Raw genomic sequence first — 15202 nt, 5'->3', positions numbered from 1 at the left:
CGCCCGTCCGGGCCTGCGCCACCATCGACTGCACAATAACGTCCAAGGAGCATTCGACGTGTTCGAACTTGCAGAGTGGCAGCGCCAGGCCGGTGCCTTGAAGTTTCCCGATCGGGCCGTGATCAACGGCCAGCACTGCGCCGCGCAATCGGGGCAGACGTTCGCCGCGATCAATCCCGCCACCGGCCAGTTGCTGGCCAATGTCGCAGCGTGTGGCGAGGCGGATGTGGACGCGGCGGTGCGGAACGCGCGACACGTGTTCGAGGCTGGCATCTGGGCGCAACGTCCGCCCGCCGAACGCAAGCAGGTGCTGCTGCGCCTGGCCGAGCTGTTGATGGAACATCGTCAGGAGCTGGCCCTGCTCGACTCGCTGAACATGGGCAAACCGGTGATGGACGCCTACAACATTGATGTGCCGGGCGCCGCCGGGGTGTTTCGCTGGTACGCCGAAAGCCTCGACAAACTCTACGACCAGATCGCCCCCGGCGCCGCCAATGTACTGGCGACCATCACCCGTGAAGCACTGGGCGTGGTGGCTGCCGTGGTGCCGTGGAATTTTCCGTTGGACATGGCCGCGTGGAAGCTTGCGCCAGCGCTGGCGGCGGGTAATTCGGTGATCCTCAAACCGGCCGAGCAATCACCGTTTTCGGCATTGCGTCTGGCCGAGCTGGCACTGGAAGCGGGCCTGCCACCGGGCGTGCTCAACGTGTTGCCGGGGCTGGGCGAGCAGACCGGCAAAGCCTTGGGCCTGCACCCGGATGTCGATTGTCTGGTGTTCACCGGCTCGACGCAGGTCGGCAAGTATTTCATGCAGTACTCGGCGCAATCCAACCTCAAACAGGTGTGGCTGGAGTGCGGCGGCAAGAGTGCCAATCTGCTGTTCGCCGATTGCCGGGATCTGGACCTGGCGGCGGAAAAAGCCGCGTTCGGGATCTTCTTCAATCAGGGCGAAGTGTGTTCGGCCAACTCGCGACTGTTGGTCGAGCGTTCGATTCATGATGCGTTTGTCGAACGCCTCAAAGCCCAGGCCGAACGCTGGCTGCCGGGCGATCCGCTCGACCCGCAAAGCCGTGCCGGAGCGATCGTCGATCAGCGGCAGACAGTGAGCATCATGCGCGCCATCCGTGAGGCCGGGCAGGCGGGTGCGAGCCTGGTGTGTGGCGGTCAGCAACGGCGCTTCAACGGCTCGGACAACTTCATCGAACCGACGATTTTCGCCGGCGTGAGTGCCGACATGGCGTTGTTTCGCGAAGAGGTGTTCGGCCCGGTGCTGGCGGTGGTGCCGTTCGATGATGAAGACGAGGCGGTGCGCCTGGCCAACGACAGTGTGTATGGGCTGGCGGCGTCGCTGTGGACCGATGATCTGCATCGCGCGCACCGCGTGGCGCGAAGGCTGCGGGCGGGCACGGTATCGGTCAATACCGTCGATGCGCTGGACGTGACCGTGCCGTTCGGCGGCGGCAGGCAATCGGGCTTCGGCCGTGACCTGTCGCTGCACTCGTTCGACAAATACACCCAACTGAAAACCACCTGGTTTCAGTTGCGCTGATTGCGGTTGATTCAAAAGCAAAGATCGCAGCCTTCGGCAGCTCCTACACCGGGCGAACCTGAACCCTGTAGGCTACACCGAAGGCTGCGATCTTTTGCTTTTCAGGACTGTGCACCATCCCTGCTCAGGTCGCGCTTTTGCGGTGCACGCTAAGCAGTTTTTTCATCATTTGCTGCCAACAATTTCCTGATTTTCCTCAGCCCGCACATGGGCCACCATCGATCTTGCCAGCCCGGTGGTTCACGCCAGAGTCCAGCAGAGACCGCAGCGTGGATTCACATCATTGGTGCTGGCCGTACTGCCCATGACAAAACTAAATCAACAGCGTCGGGAGTGCTCCATGATCAAGTCCTTGTGTCTCCGTCTCACCCTTCCACTGGCGATCACCGCCCTGGCGGCCACGGTCGCGACCGGCGCGCAGGCCGGTACCTTGTCCATCGGCCATACCACCTGGGTGGGTTATGGCACGCTGTATCTGGCTCAGGACCTGGGCTACTTCAAGGAAAACGGCCTGACCGTCGAGTTGCCGGTGGTAGAGGAAGCTTCGATGTACATGGCCGCACAGGCTTCCGGACAACTCTCCGGTTCGGCCTCGACCATCGACGAAGTGCTCAAATACCGTCCGCAGTTCTGCTTCAAGGCTGTGGCGGCACTGGATGACAGCCATGGTGGCGACGGCGTGCTGGTGGGCAAGGACGTGAAGTCGTTGCAGGAACTCAAGGGCCAGGCCGTGGCCGTCAACGAAGGTTCGACCTCGCAGTTCTGGCTCTCCTATCTGCTGAAAAAGAACGGCATGAAAATGAGCGACATCACCGTGCAGAACATGACTGCCGACGATGCTGCCACCGCGTTCATTGCCGGTCGCGTGCCGGCGGCCGTGACTTGGGAACCGCACCTGTCGATGGTGCGCGACAAGCAGCAGGGCAAAGTGCTGATCGACAGCAGCAGCACGCCCGGGGTGATTGTCGATGTCGTGGCGCTCAACTGCACGGTGATCGAGAAGCAGCCCGAAGACGTCAAGGCGCTGGTCGCCGGTCTCTACAAGGCGGTGCAATACACCAAGGACCATCCACAGCAAGCCTACGAAATCATGGCCAAGGGCGTCGGCGGTTATCTGTCCGATCCGAAGGAACTGGCTGCTGCAGCACAAGGCGTGCGTTTCTACGATCAGGCCATGAGCGAGAAGCTGCTGGGCAAACCGGGCGCGCCGGGTGACAGTGCACCGCTGATCAAACTGGCCAACGAAACCGCCAGTGAATTGCAGGGCAAACCCTACAACGTCAGTAACGATGATCTGGTGGATAACCGTTTCGTCAGCCCGCTCTAGGAGACTGGTCATGTTCAAGCGCAATTCATGGCTGAGTCGCTGCATCACACCGAAGACCGGCTTGCCGGTCCCGGTGGTATGGAGCGCCAGTGGTCTGGCCTGGGTGTTGCTGGTCGGACTGTGGGCCGGGCTGTCCTACGGCGGCATCGTCCCGGGGATGTTTCTGCCGACGCCCGGCGCGGTGGTTGAAGCCGCCGTGCGCCTGAGCCGCGACGGCACCCTTGGCACCCATGTGTGGGCCAGTGTCGAAGTGGTGATGGTCGGGTTCATCGTCTCGTCGCTGGTGGCGGTACCGCTGGGGTTGCTGATGGGCAGCTTTCGCATCGTCCAGGCGTTTCTCGAACCGCTGGTCAACTTCATCCGTTACCTGCCGGTGACCTCGTTCGTGCCACTGTTCATCCTGTGGATTGGCATCGGTCTGGAGCAGCGGGTATCGGTGATCATCTTCGGCGTGTTCTTTCAGCAACTGGTGATGATCGCGGATGTGTCCAAGGGCATCTCCAAGGACCTGATCAACGCCTCTTACACGCTCGGTTCCAACCGCCGCGACGCGGTGCTGCATGTGATCGCCCCGGCCTCGGTGCCCGGCGTGCTCGACACCTTGCGCGTGACGATGGGCTGGGCCTGGACCTATCTGGTGGTGGCCGAACTGGTCGCCGCGTCGAGTGGCCTCGGTTACCTGAGCCTGAAAGCCATGCGCGGTTTTCAGGTCGACGTGATTTTCCTCGCCATCGCGATCATCGGCCTGCTGGGGCTGGTCACCGATCAACTGTTCCGCTTTCTCCGCCTGAGGGTTGCCGCATGGGCTCAGTAACTGCCGCCAATCATCGCTTTACCGAATCGCGCGCTGCGGCGCCGCAAGCCGCCCCGCGCCTGCAAGTGGACAAGGTCAGCCTGCGCTACAAAAAGCCTGATGGCGGTACGTTCACGGCGCTGGAACAGGTGTCGTTCGAGGTGCCGGATCAGCAGTTCGCGGTGCTGGTCGGGCCGTCGGGTTGCGGCAAATCGAGCCTGTTGTACCTGACCGCCGGCCTCGCCGAGCCAACCTCCGGCGAGATCTACGTCGGCGGCCAGCAAGTGCAGGGCCCCGGTGCCGATCGCGGCATGGTGTTCCAGAGCTACACACTGTTTCCGTGGCTGACGGTGCGGCAGAACGTCGAGTTCGGCCTCAAGCGGCGTGGCATGCCGGCGGCGCGGCGCAAGGAAATTGTCGATTACTACGTCAACGAAGTCGGGCTTGCCGGGTTTGCTGACAATTACGCCAAGCAGCTCTCGGGCGGGATGATGCAGCGCGTGGCGATTGCCCGGGCGCTGGCCAACGACCCGCAGATTCTGCTGATGGACGAACCGTTCGGCGCCCTCGACAGCCAGACCCGCCTGCAAATGCAGCAGTTATTGTTGCGGGTGTGGGGCAACAGCAAGAAGACCGTGTTGTTCGTCACCCACGATATCGACGAGGCGATCCTGCTGGGCGACCGGGTCTATGTCATGGGCGCCAAACCGGGGCGGATCAAGCAGATCCTCGACGTGCCGATCGAGCGTCCGCGCTCACTGGACATGGTGATGGAGCGCTCGTTTATCGACATGAAGCGGGAGATTTTCGGCTTGCTGCATGACGACCTGGAAGAAGTCCATTGATCACATGAGTCCCCTGTAGGAGCTGCCGCAGGCTGCGATCTTTTGATCTTGTTTTTTGAAGATCAACAGATCGCAGCCTCGTTTCACTCGACAGCTCCTACAGGGGTCATTGGTGATCAGGGAGCCGCGGGCAGCAGGAACCGCGCAATCACCGGCAGATGATCGGAAATGCGCAAGGTATCGTCCTGGCGCACGTTCGCTTCGACCCGTTTGATTTTCGGGCTGTAGAACAGGTAGTCGACGGTGCGATCCGGACCGTTGAGGCCGGGGTCGTTGGGGTAGTGGGTCAGCCAGTGGGCGCGGTCGACGCCGCTGGCCTCGTTGTTGGTCGGGATCATCGGGTACTTGTCCCACAACAGATGCAGGGCGCTGTCGACGGAGTAGGGCGTGCGCTGTTCAGCGGGCAGGCGTTGATACTGGCCCAGCGGCAACAGGTTGAAATCGCCGCCGATCAGCCACGCCAGGCCTTGGCTCTCATACTTGTCGAGCACCTTGGCCACCGCCGTCACTTGCGCCTGCAAGGTCTCGTCGGGTTGGCTGGCGCGATCCAGATGGGTGTTGAATACCGTCAGTTGCCCGCCGTCACTCAGCGGCAGCTTGGTGGCGAGCAACGCATCCTTGGGTGCGAACTGTCGAGCGATGATATTCGCCGGCGGCACCGGTAATTGCAGGCGTTCGGCGTGTTCGATGCGGTAGCGGCTGAGGGTCGCCAATTGCCGGCCAACGCTGCCGAAAATGTGCGGGTCGGGAACGAAATCGGCCTTCCAGTCGAACGCGTGAGCGCTGCACGGGTAGAGGTCGGTGACCCGTTCCTGCAGCAACTTGAGCTGGTTCTGGTAATCACTGGCCTTGGCGCCGTCATCCAGTTCCTGCAGCAGCACCACGTCGGGCTGCTCGTCCCGGATCACCCGCGCCACCTCGTCGAGGCTGAAGGCCATGTCTTCCGGGGTTGGCGCTTCGTCGGTGCCTTGGGCGAGGTCGTTCCAGAACACGTAGCGCTTGCCCGCCAGGTACTGCACGTTCCAGGTCATGACTTTCAGTGCCTGCCCGGGCACCAGTGTCGGTGGGGTGCCGGTGCAGGTGACCGGCAAGGTTTCGCGCGCGCCGGGGCGCCAGGTCAGGCTGTAGATCAGCCCGCCGATCAGGGCGATGGCGAGCACGATCAACAATAGGGAGTAGCGCAGCAGACGGGGCATGGCTCGGCTTATCGCGTTACAAAAGTGCTTGCGAGCATACCCGACCGCAGACGCTTGGCCCAAGTCTCCTGAAGTCAGACTGCTCCGCTACGTTTGTCAGGCAATTCGCTGATCAGCATGAACAGACGGAACAGCACCACGCTGGTGAACAGCTGCAGGAAGCTGTGCGCACTGTCGATCATTACCGCGATCAGCGGATTCTGCGGGTCGGGGTAGGCCGCCAGGGTCGCGCCCTTGAGCAGCCACAACGGCCCCATCACACACAGAATGCACAGCAGGATCCGCCAGAAATGCCCGCGGGTCAGGCGCAGGCTTTCCTTCATCGCCTGCAACGGCCCCATACCGCGCAACACCAGCAGGTACTCACCAAATGCGAGCATGACCATCAGCATCAAGCCTGGCAGGAAATACAACGACAGCCCCAGCAGAATCAGCAAGGTATTGAGCGCCGTGAGCAGGGCGAAACGCGGCCACAGGCGCGCGGACATCGCCAGCAGATCGAGATTGCGCGGAGCTTCGCCGCGGGTGCGGGCGTCGAGGAACAGGATCAGCGCGGCGGTGTACAACGGATACACCAGCAGACCGACCACCACGCTGGCGGCGGAGAAACTGTCCGGGTCGGTGACATGGTCCACCACTTGCTGCAGCGCCGCCTCGAAGATCACCAGCGGCAGGCACAGCTGCACGATGCTGCCCAGGTGGCGTTTGAAAAAATACAGAGAGTCGCGCAGTACATCGAAGGCATTCATCAGTCGGTATCGCAGGTGGAAAACAGTGGCTCACTTTAACCGATGATGCGTGGGCCGACACAAACGTAAACATTCGGTAAAGGTCGTTGAAACATCCTGTCACTGCCTCCATTACAGAGGTGCGCCATGTCCGCAGTGGGCACGGGCAACGTTATCCCCGGCAATCTACGAGGTCGCCATGAACAGCGAAGAGCAAACCCTGATCGATGGACTGTTTTCCCGGCTGCAACAGGCCGAAACGGAGGCAGCCCCGCGCGACGCCCAGGCCGAGGCGCGGATCAAGGAACACCTGACCCGCCAGCCGGCGGCAGGTTATTTCATGACCCAGGCGATTCTGGTGCAAGAGGCGGCCATCAAGAGCCTCGACGAACAGAACAAGCTGCTGACCCAGCAAGTCCAGCAATTGCAGGCTGAACTGCAAGCGGCCAAGGCTCAGAGTGCGGCCCCGGCGCCAAGCGGCGGTGGCGGTTTCCTGTCGAGCATCTTCGGCGGCAGCAGCTCGCGTCCGGCGCCGACCCAGAGCGCTCCGGCCTCCACCGGCGGCTGGCGTGAACCGGCACCGCAACAGAACTATACGGCGCCAGCGCCACAACAGAACTATGCCGCACCACCGCCCAATTACGCGCAGCAAGCCGCCCCGGCTGCGGGCAGCAGCTTCCTCGGCGGCGCCCTGAAAACCGCCGCTGGCGTGGCCGGTGGCGTGATGCTGGCACAGGGCATCAGCAGCCTGTTCCATCACAACCAGCAGCCTGAAGAAATCGTTGAAGTGATCAAGGAAGAGCCGGCGCAGGTGTCCGACCAGAGCGGCAATGACTGGGGCAATGACCAGCGTGTGGCCGATAACGGTTTCTCCGGCAATGACCAGGGCGGGTTTACCGACACGGACTACAGCGATGACAGCTCGTCGTTTTTCGATGACGACGATTCGTTTGTCTGACTGATCAGCCCGCCAGTATCAAACCTGTGGTGAGGGGATTTATCCCCGATGGAGTGCGCAGCAGTCCCATTTTCGGGGCCGCTGCGCTGCCCATCGGGGATAAATCCCCTCGCCACAGTCCACCATCCGTCTGGAGTGGTGGGTCGATTATTCGCGCCACCTTCCTGTGGACTGGCATACTGAGCGCCTTTTTCGGGCCAGGCGCCTGATCCCGCTTCGTGCGCTATGCGCTCACAGGAATCCCGGTGAAAAAAATCGCAGTGTTCGCCGACGTGCAGAACCTCTACTACACCGTGCGTCAGGCCTATGGTTGCCATTTCAACTACGCCGCGCTGTGGGCTGACATCAGCAAACAGGGGCAGATCGTCGAGGCCTATGCCTATGCCATCGACCGTGGCGACAGCAAGCAGCAGCAGTTTCAGCAGATCCTGCGCAACCTCGGCTTCACCGTGAAACTCAAACCCTACATCCAGCGCAGCGACGGCTCGGCCAAGGGCGACTGGGACGTGGGCATCACCCTCGACATCATGGACGCCGCCGACCACGTCGACGAAATCGTCCTGGCCTCCGGTGACGGCGACTTCGACATGCTGCTCGAACGCATCATCAGCAAGCACGGCGTACAGGCAGTCGCCTACGGCGTGCCCGGCTTGACCGCCAACTCGCTGATCCGCGCCGCCAGCCGTTACGTGCCGATCGAAGGCGCGTTGTTGCTGAAGAATTAAGCTGAAAAATTGATTTGAACGGAGTTGAACCCGGTTTGGAACGCATTGCAGTCATCGACTTTGAAACCACCGGCCTGTCGCCGAACAGCAGCTGTCGCGCCACGGAAATCGCCGTGGTCATGCTGGAAAACGGCCGTATCGTCGAGCGTTACCAGAGCCTTATGAATGCCGGCGTGCGCGTCCCGGCCTTCATCGAACAACTGACCGGCATCAGCAACGCCATGCTGCGTACCGCGCCTGCGGCGGAGCGGGTCATGGAAGAGGTCAACGAATTCGTCGGCTGCACCCCGCTGGTGGCGCACAACGCTTCGTTCGACCAGAAATTCTGGGACTTTGAACTGGGACGGATCAAACGCACCCGTCTGCAGAACTTCGCCTGTTCACTGCTGCTGGCCCGGCGCCTGATGCCCGCGGCACCCAATCACAAGCTCGGTACGCTCACTGCATTTGCGCGCCTGCCGCACACCGGCCAGGCGCACCGGGCCATGGCGGATGCCGAGATGGCGGCCAATCTGATGGCGCATCTGGCGCAAGAGCTGCGGCACAAGCATGGCGTGCGTGAGCTGAACCATGACTTGCTGTGCAAACTGCAGAAAGTCCCGGCGGCCAAAGTCAGCGAACACCTGCAGCGCTTCCGCTGATCCCCAGCCCGACACAGAACCTTTGTAGGAGCTGCCGAAGGCTGCGATCTTTTGATCTTGCTTTTAAAAGTCAAAGTCAAAAGATCGTCCGAACGCGGCCCGAACCTTCGGCAGCTCCTACAGTGGATTTGTGGTTGGCCCGAACTATTTGCCGTTGGCTTCTATATGGCTCAGCGGCACGCGCTTCTCGATTGCGCTGGACAACACGATCGAGGTCTTGCTGAAGCCAAACTTCGCCACGTGATTGATCAGTTCCTCCAGTTCGGTCATCGAGCCCACCGCGCCCTTCATCATCACGCATGGATCGCCGGTCACACGGAAGCATTCGGTCAGTTGCGGGATTTTCACCAGTTCGTCGTAGACCTTCTGGCTGCCGTTCTGGTGCAGGCGCAATTCGATCATGCACTGGATCGGCAAACCGATTTTCGACAGGTCGATGTTCGCCTGATACCCGGTGATCACGCCGGACGCCTCAAGCTTGGCCACCCGTTCGGCCACTGCCGGGGCGGACAGGTTCACCTTGCGTGCCAGATCGGCGTAGGACGCTCGACCGTTTTCCAACAGAGCGCTGAGCAGCATGCGGTCGTATTTGTCCAAGGCCGGACTCCTGAAAATGCCAGACTTTCGAAATCACGGCTTATCCCGTCGATCTCCGTTGTTTCAAAAGTGTACCGGCGCGATAAACAGGTTTTGTAACTTATTTTTGCTCACGGGCCTTTCTAGAATAATCCTCACCCTGCCTCTGACTGTCGAGCTGCCCATGCCTGCCTTGCGCCGTTTTTCCTTGCCGTTGATCGCCGCGTTTTTCGCGCTGTATGTGATTTGGGGATCGACCTATCTGGTAATCCGCCTCGGCGTCGAATACTGGCCGCCGCTGATGCTCGGCGGGGTGCGCTTCGTGATTGCCGGCAGCCTGATGTACGCCTTCCTGCGCTGGCGTGGCGCGCCGGCGCCGACCTGGGTGCAGTGGAAAGCGGCGGGGATCATCGGGATTCTGTTGCTCAGCTTCGGTAACGGCGCGGTCAGTGTCGCCGAGCACACGGGTGTGGCGTCCGGCGTGGCGGCACTGGCAGTGGCGACTGTGCCGTTGTTTACGTTGTTGTGCGGCTATTTCTGGGGCGCGCGTAATACCCGCCTCGAATGGGCCGGGGTGGCGTTGGGGATCGTCGGCATTGCCATGCTCAACATGGGTTCCAACCTGCAATCGAGTCCGCTGGGCGCGGCGTTGCTGATTTTTGCGGCGGCGACCTGGGCCTTCGGCTCGGTGTGGAGCAAACACCTGCCGTTGCCGCAAGGGGCGATGGCCAGTGCCGTGGAGATGCTGGTGGGCGGCGTGGTCCTGCTGATCGGCAGCGCGGTCAGCGGCGAACACCTGCAAGCCTTGCCACCGGTGGAAGGCTGGCTGGCCCTGGGGTATCTGATCTTCTTCGGCTCGATCATCGCTTTCAATTCCTACATGTACCTGCTCAAACACGTGCGTCCGGCGGCGGCCACCAGTTATGCCTACGTCAACCCGGCGGTGGCGGTGTTGCTGGGGATCGTGTTTGTCGGCGAGACCATTGGCATGGAAGAAGCGCTGGCGATGCTGGTGATCATCAGTGCCGTGGTGCTGATCGGTCTGCCGCAATGGCGGCGGCCAGCGCAGCCGCTGGTCGCGGAGCCGCCGAAGACCGCCGTTCCAGCAGAACCGCGTGTGAATTAGGGTAAACTGCGCGCCATTGCACCCTTGTTTTGCGCAACCGCGCTGATTTTTCCTACGGTACTCCCATGACTTTCGCCACCCTTGGCCTGATCGAACCCTTGCTGCGCTCCCTTGAGAAGCTCGGCTACCAGACCCCGACGCCGGTCCAGGCGCAAGCCATTCCGGCCGTGCTGGCCGGTCGCGACCTGATGGCTGCGGCCCAGACCGGTACCGGCAAGACCGCCGGTTTCGCCTTGCCGCTGCTGCAGTTGCTGGCCATGGAAGGACCGAAAGTCACGGCCAACTCGGTGCGTGCGCTGATCCTGGTGCCGACCCGCGAGCTGGCCGAGCAGGTTCACGAATCCGTACGCCAGTACGCTGAAAACCTGCCGCTGCGCACTTACGCGGTGTATGGCGGTGTCAGCATTAACCCGCAGATGATGAAACTGCGCGGCGGCGTCGACCTGCTGGTGGCAACCCCGGGCCGTCTGCTCGACCTGTTCCGCCAGAACGCGTTGAAATTCAATCAGCTGCAAACCCTGGTGCTCGACGAAGCCGACCGCATGCTCGACCTGGGCTTTTCCGAAGAGCTGGCGAACATCTATCGCGCGCTGCCGAAGAAGCGCCAGACGTTGCTGTTCTCCGCGACCTTCTCCGATGACATCCGCCTGCTGGCCGGGCAGATGCTCAACGATCCGCTGAGCATCGAAGTCAGCCCGCGCAACGTCGCGGCCAACACCGTCAAGCAGTGGGTGGTGACGGTGGACAAGAAGCGCAAGCCGGAACTGTTCGTGCACCTGATGCGCAAGAACAAGTGGAAGCAGGTGCTGGTGTTCGCCAAGACCCGCAACGGCGTGGACGCGTTGGTGGAAAAACTCCAGGGCCTCGGTGTGAACGCCGACGGTATTCACGGCGACAAACCGCAGGCGACCCGTCAGCGCGCGCTGGATCGTTTCAAACTCAGTGAAGTGCAGATTCTGGTGGCGACCGACGTCGCGGCTCGGGGTCTGGATATCGAAGATTTGCCGCTGGTGGTCAACTTCGACCTGCCGATCGTGGCCGAGGATTACATCCATCGCATCGGTCGTACCGGCCGTGCCGGTGCAACGGGCGAGGCGATCTCGCTGGTGTGTGCCGATGAAGTGAACATGCTCTCGGCAATCGAGATGCTCACCCGTCAGACCTTGAAGCGCCAGAACGAGCCGGACTTCGAACCTGAGCACCGTGTGCCGGAGACCGATGCCAGCGGTCAGGTGATCAAGAAGCCGAAGAAACCGAAAAAGCCGAAGACCTCCGGTGGCGGTGGCGGCAAACGCAATCTGGGCAAGTGGGTCGACAGTGGCGACACCCAGGCGCCGGAGCCGTCGATCAAGCCTGTGCGTAAAGTGCCGGTGTTCAATACCGGGCCGCGCAAGCGCAAGCCTTGATGATGTGGCATCGCTAAGGACACCTTCGCTGGTACGTCGGGAATGCATTTCCCTGTAGGAGCTGCGGCACGCTGCGATCTTTTGATCTTGTTTTTAACGGTCAAAAGATCGCAGCCTCGTTTCACTCGGCAGCTCCTACAGGGATTTGTGCTGAAGCCACTCGAGCAAGCCGAACCCCGCCGCCCGCCCGCTGGCAAAACACCCGGTCAGCAGATAGCCGCCCGTCGGCGCTTCCCAATCCAGCATCTCCCCCGCGCAAAACACCCCCGGCAAGGCCTTGAGCATCAAGCGCTCATCCAGCGCCTCGAACGTCACGCCACCGGCACTGCTGATCGCTTCGTCCAGCGGACGGGTTTTCACCAGGGTCAACGGCAACGCCTTGATCGCCCGCGCCAGCAGCGCCGGATCATTGAAGGTTGCCGCGTCACTCAGCTCGCGCAACAACGCCGCTTTCACCCCATCAATCCCGACCTGACTATGCAGATGCTTGGCCATCGAGCGCGAGCCGCGCGGTTTGCTCAACGCTGCCTGCAATTTATCCACAGGCCGGCCGGGCAGCAGATCAATGTGCACCGTGGCTGAGCCGTGGGCGTTGATCGCCTCGCGGATCGGCGCTGACAACGCGTAGATCAGGCTGCCTTCAACGCCCGTTGCAGTGATCACGCATTCGCCCAGGCGCGGCACATCGTCGTTCAAACCGATGGCGACATTTTTCAGCGGTGCGCCGGCGAATTTGCTGACAAGGAACTCGCTCCAGGCCTGCACTTCGAAACCACAATTGCTCGGCTGTAACGGAGCCAGTCCTACGCCTTTTTGTTCCAGCGGCAGCATCCACGCGCCATCCGAACCCAGCCGCGACCAGCTGCCACCGCCGAGGGCGAGCAGGGTGGCGTCGGGTTTGACGGTGATTTCGCCATCGGGGCTGGCAATGCGCAGAGCGCCGTGTGCATCCCAGCCGAGCCAGCGATGGCGGGTGTGGATAACCACGCCACTGTCGCGCAGGCGCTTGAGCCAGGCGCGCAGCAACGGCGCGGCTTTCATGTCGGTGGGGAATACCCGGCCGGAGCTGCCGATAAAGGTCTCGATGCCCAGCTCATGAATCCAGCGGCACAACGCGTCGGCGTCGAAGCCGCGCAGCAACGGCGCGACCTGCGGTGCGCGGTCGGCGTAGCGCGCGAGGAACGCCGGGTAAGGCTCGGAGTGAGTGATGTTCATGCCGCCGACCCCGGCCAGCAGGAATTTGCGCCCCACCGAGGGCATGCCGTCGTACAAATCGACGCGCACGCCGGCCTGGCTCAGCACTTCGGCGGCCATCAGGCCGGCGGGGCCACCGCCAATGATGGCGACGTGAGCGGGGAGGGGGGCGGAGGTCTGGGTCATGGCGTGCGCTGCGGTATGGCGGGATAAGGCGCGCATTCTAACAGCCGGGATCCGTGTAGGAGCTGCCGCAGGCTGCGATCTTTTGATCTTGGCCTTGAGAAAACAAAGATCAAAAGATCGCAGCCTGCGGCAGCTCCTACAGGGGGATCGACGGTAAATCTGGTGGCCTGGTTAAAAAACAACCATCGCGCTGTACACCGTGTTCGCTGCGGGCTGTAGTCCCTTTCGCTCAGGTTATCCACAGGCCGTTCCACAGCCATTGTGGGTAACGCAGCACAGCTCAGTGACAACCGTGTGACGTCCAGACCCGTTGCGCGCTGTGATGCAGGATGCCGTGGCGGCGGGCGAGGGCGTGGCGATCCTTGCTGTAGCCACCGCCGATCACGCCAACCACCGGGATGTCGCGGCCCAGGCAATGGCGCATCACGCTTTCATCGCGGGCGGCGACGCCTTCGTCTGTCAGCTGCAGATAACCGAGGGCGTCGTCCTTGTGCACATCGACCCCGGCGTCGTACAGCACCAGGTCCGGTTGATACAGCGGCAGCAGGTAGTTGAGTGTGTCATCCACCACCTTCAGGTAGTCGCCATCGCCCATGCCTTTAGGCAGCGGAATGTCCCAATCGCTTTCGGCCTTGCGTGCAGGAAAATTCTTTTCACAGTGCAGGGAAACGGTGATCGCCTCCGGCGTGTCGCGGAGGATGCGTGCGGTGCCATCACCCTGATGCACGTCGCAATCAAAGATCAGCACCCGGTTCACCCGGCCGCTTTGCAGCAGGTAATGGCTGATGATCGCCAGGTCATTGAAAATGCAGAAGCCGGCCGGGTAATCGTAGTGGGCGTGATGGGTGCCGCCGGCGAGGTGACAGGCCAGACCATGCTCCAGGGCTTTTTCTGCCGCCAGAATTGAACCGCCGACCGCCCGCACCGTACGCCGCGCCAGCGCTTCGTTCCAGGGCAAGCCAAGGCGCCGCTGGTCTTCGCGGGACAACTCGCCGCTCATGTAGCGTTCGATATAGCGACGGTCATGCGCCAGGGCGAGGATGTCGTTGGGGCAGATTTCCGGGCGCAGCAGGTCGGCGTCGCGGGTCAGGCCGCTGTCGACCAGGTGGTCGCGGAGCAAACGGAACTTGTCCATCGGAAAGCGGTGATCCGCCGGAAACTCGGGACTGTAGTCTTCGTGGTAGATCAACGGCAGTGGCATGGCGACTTCATGTAGGAACGATGGAAAGAGTGAACGATCCTACCAGCGATGTAGACTTGCGGCATGGAAACGGAGGGGCATGATGGAGCCGATACTGCAACTGGAAAGTGCGCGATTGCTGATGCGCCAATGGCAGGACGAGGATTTGCCGGCATTTGCGGCGATGTGTGCCGATCCGCAGGTCATGCGTTACTTTCCACAGCCCTTGAGCCGCCTGGAAAGTGCTTCGCTCATTGGTCGGGTGCGCGGCCATTTTGCCGAACACGGCTTCGGATTATGGGCGCTGGAGCGCAAGGACAGCGGCGAGTTCATCGGTTTCACCGGTCTGGGTGTGGTCGGTTTCGATGCCCCGTTCACGCCAGCGGTGGAAATTGGCTGGCGCCTGGCCCGCGAGCATTGGGGGCTGGGCTACGCCAGTGAAGCGGCATGGACCGCTCTGCGTTGCGGCTTTGACCGGTTGTCGCTGAAGGAAATCGTGTCCTTCACCGCCCAGAGCAATCTGCCCTCGGAGAAAGTCATGCAAGCGATTGGCATGCAGCACGATCCGGCCGATGATTTCGATCACCCCAAAGTTGCCGTCGATCACCCGTTGCGCCGGCATGTGTTGTACCGGATTACCAGGGAGCAATGGCTGCAAACCCTGCATGGCTAAGCCGACACGGACGTTTACAATGGCGCGACAATGGCTCGCGCCAGAACCTGAATGGGCCGCCGCAGCCAAGACTGCGCGGCATAGCGTTGTGTGAGGAGA

15 protein-coding genes are annotated in these 15202 nt (G+C 61.8%); 10 read left to right on the top strand and 5 right to left on the bottom strand.

The features are described from left to right. Positions 1-58: 58 nt before the first annotated feature. The 4 genes from ACYZUM_RS22255 (at position 59) to ACYZUM_RS22240 (ending at position 4514) form a co-directional block, all read left to right on the top strand. Entirely contained in the window at positions 59-1549 is a 1491-nt protein-coding gene (locus tag ACYZUM_RS22255; RefSeq protein ID WP_108183884.1) for an aldehyde dehydrogenase, read from the top strand. A gap of 340 nt (positions 1550-1889) precedes the next feature. Further along, positions 1890-2876, top strand: a complete 987-nt coding sequence (locus ACYZUM_RS22250; protein WP_108183883.1) for an ABC transporter substrate-binding protein — start codon at positions 1890-1892, stop codon at positions 2874-2876. Positions 2877-2886: 10 nt separating this feature from the next. Beyond that, on the top strand, positions 2887-3690 hold the full coding sequence (locus tag ACYZUM_RS22245; RefSeq protein ID WP_041065113.1) for an ABC transporter permease: 804 nt from the start codon (positions 2887-2889) through the stop codon (positions 3688-3690). Then, complete coding sequence (locus ACYZUM_RS22240; protein ID WP_041065116.1) at positions 3678-4514, top strand: ABC transporter ATP-binding protein; 837 nt, start codon at positions 3678-3680, stop codon at positions 4512-4514. Before ACYZUM_RS22245 ends, ACYZUM_RS22240 begins: the two co-directional genes overlap by 13 nt. Positions 4515-4630: 116 nt before the next feature. Here ACYZUM_RS22240 and ACYZUM_RS22235 read toward each other — a convergent pair whose 3' ends face one another. Both ACYZUM_RS22235 and ACYZUM_RS22230 read right to left on the bottom strand, forming a co-directional pair. Beyond that, the gene (locus ACYZUM_RS22235) at positions 4631-5710 is read right to left on the bottom strand and encodes an endonuclease/exonuclease/phosphatase family protein (RefSeq protein WP_108183882.1); all 1080 of its coding nucleotides are present in this window, start codon (positions 5708-5710) and stop codon (positions 4631-4633) included. A gap of 74 nt (positions 5711-5784) precedes the next feature. Continuing rightward, entirely contained in the window at positions 5785-6459 is a 675-nt protein-coding gene (locus ACYZUM_RS22230) for a YciC family protein (protein ID WP_108183881.1), read from the bottom strand. Between the two features lie 178 nt (positions 6460-6637). Here ACYZUM_RS22230 and ACYZUM_RS22225 point away from each other — a divergent pair, with 178 nt between their 5' ends. From ACYZUM_RS22225 to ACYZUM_RS22215, 3 genes are all read left to right on the top strand, one after another. Continuing rightward, positions 6638-7396 carry a DUF2076 domain-containing protein gene (locus tag ACYZUM_RS22225; RefSeq protein ID WP_108183880.1) on the top strand — a complete coding sequence of 253 codons (759 nt, stop codon included), beginning with the start codon at positions 6638-6640 and terminating at the stop codon, positions 7394-7396. A gap of 245 nt (positions 7397-7641) precedes the next feature. After that, the gene (locus tag ACYZUM_RS22220) at positions 7642-8121 is read left to right on the top strand and encodes a LabA-like NYN domain-containing protein (RefSeq protein WP_007963710.1); all 480 of its coding nucleotides are present in this window, start codon (positions 7642-7644) and stop codon (positions 8119-8121) included. A 35-nt stretch (positions 8122-8156) separates the two neighbouring features. After that, on the top strand, positions 8157-8762 hold the full coding sequence (locus ACYZUM_RS22215) for a 3'-5' exonuclease (RefSeq protein ID WP_108183879.1): 606 nt from the start codon (positions 8157-8159) through the stop codon (positions 8760-8762). A 144-nt stretch (positions 8763-8906) separates the two neighbouring features. On the opposite strand, the gene ACYZUM_RS22210 is transcribed toward ACYZUM_RS22215, so the two are convergent. Then, positions 8907-9359 carry an Lrp/AsnC family transcriptional regulator gene (locus ACYZUM_RS22210; RefSeq protein WP_041065134.1) on the bottom strand — a complete coding sequence of 151 codons (453 nt, stop codon included), beginning with the start codon at positions 9357-9359 and terminating at the stop codon, positions 8907-8909. 163 nt (positions 9360-9522) lie between these two features. Between ACYZUM_RS22210 and yedA the strand changes: the two genes are divergently transcribed. After that, entirely contained in the window at positions 9523-10464 is a 942-nt protein-coding gene (gene yedA, locus ACYZUM_RS22205; protein ID WP_041065137.1) for a drug/metabolite exporter YedA, read from the top strand. A gap of 65 nt (positions 10465-10529) precedes the next feature. Further along, on the top strand, positions 10530-11870 hold the full coding sequence (locus tag ACYZUM_RS22200) for a DEAD/DEAH box helicase (RefSeq protein ID WP_041065140.1): 1341 nt from the start codon (positions 10530-10532) through the stop codon (positions 11868-11870). A gap of 135 nt (positions 11871-12005) precedes the next feature. On the opposite strand, the gene ACYZUM_RS22195 is transcribed toward ACYZUM_RS22200, so the two are convergent. Both ACYZUM_RS22195 and ACYZUM_RS22190 read right to left on the bottom strand, forming a co-directional pair. Continuing rightward, positions 12006-13250: a TIGR03862 family flavoprotein gene (locus tag ACYZUM_RS22195; protein ID WP_108184436.1), complete on the bottom strand. Its 1245-nt coding sequence runs from the start codon at positions 13248-13250 to the stop codon at positions 12006-12008. Between the two features lie 280 nt (positions 13251-13530). Further along, positions 13531-14451 (bottom strand): histone deacetylase family protein, encoded by a 921-nt coding sequence (locus ACYZUM_RS22190; protein WP_108183878.1) that lies wholly within the window; start codon positions 14449-14451, stop codon positions 13531-13533. 82 nt (positions 14452-14533) lie between these two features. On the opposite strand from ACYZUM_RS22190, the gene ACYZUM_RS22185 reads away from it, so the two are divergent. Next, positions 14534-15103 carry a GNAT family N-acetyltransferase gene (locus tag ACYZUM_RS22185; RefSeq protein ID WP_041065149.1) on the top strand — a complete coding sequence of 190 codons (570 nt, stop codon included), beginning with the start codon at positions 14534-14536 and terminating at the stop codon, positions 15101-15103. Positions 15104-15202 lie beyond the last annotated feature (99 nt).

The organism is Pseudomonas sp. m6p, from assembly GCF_055760375.1.
Note: the sequence above shows the minus strand (reverse complement) of the source record. Positions and strands in the feature narration are given on the sequence as shown.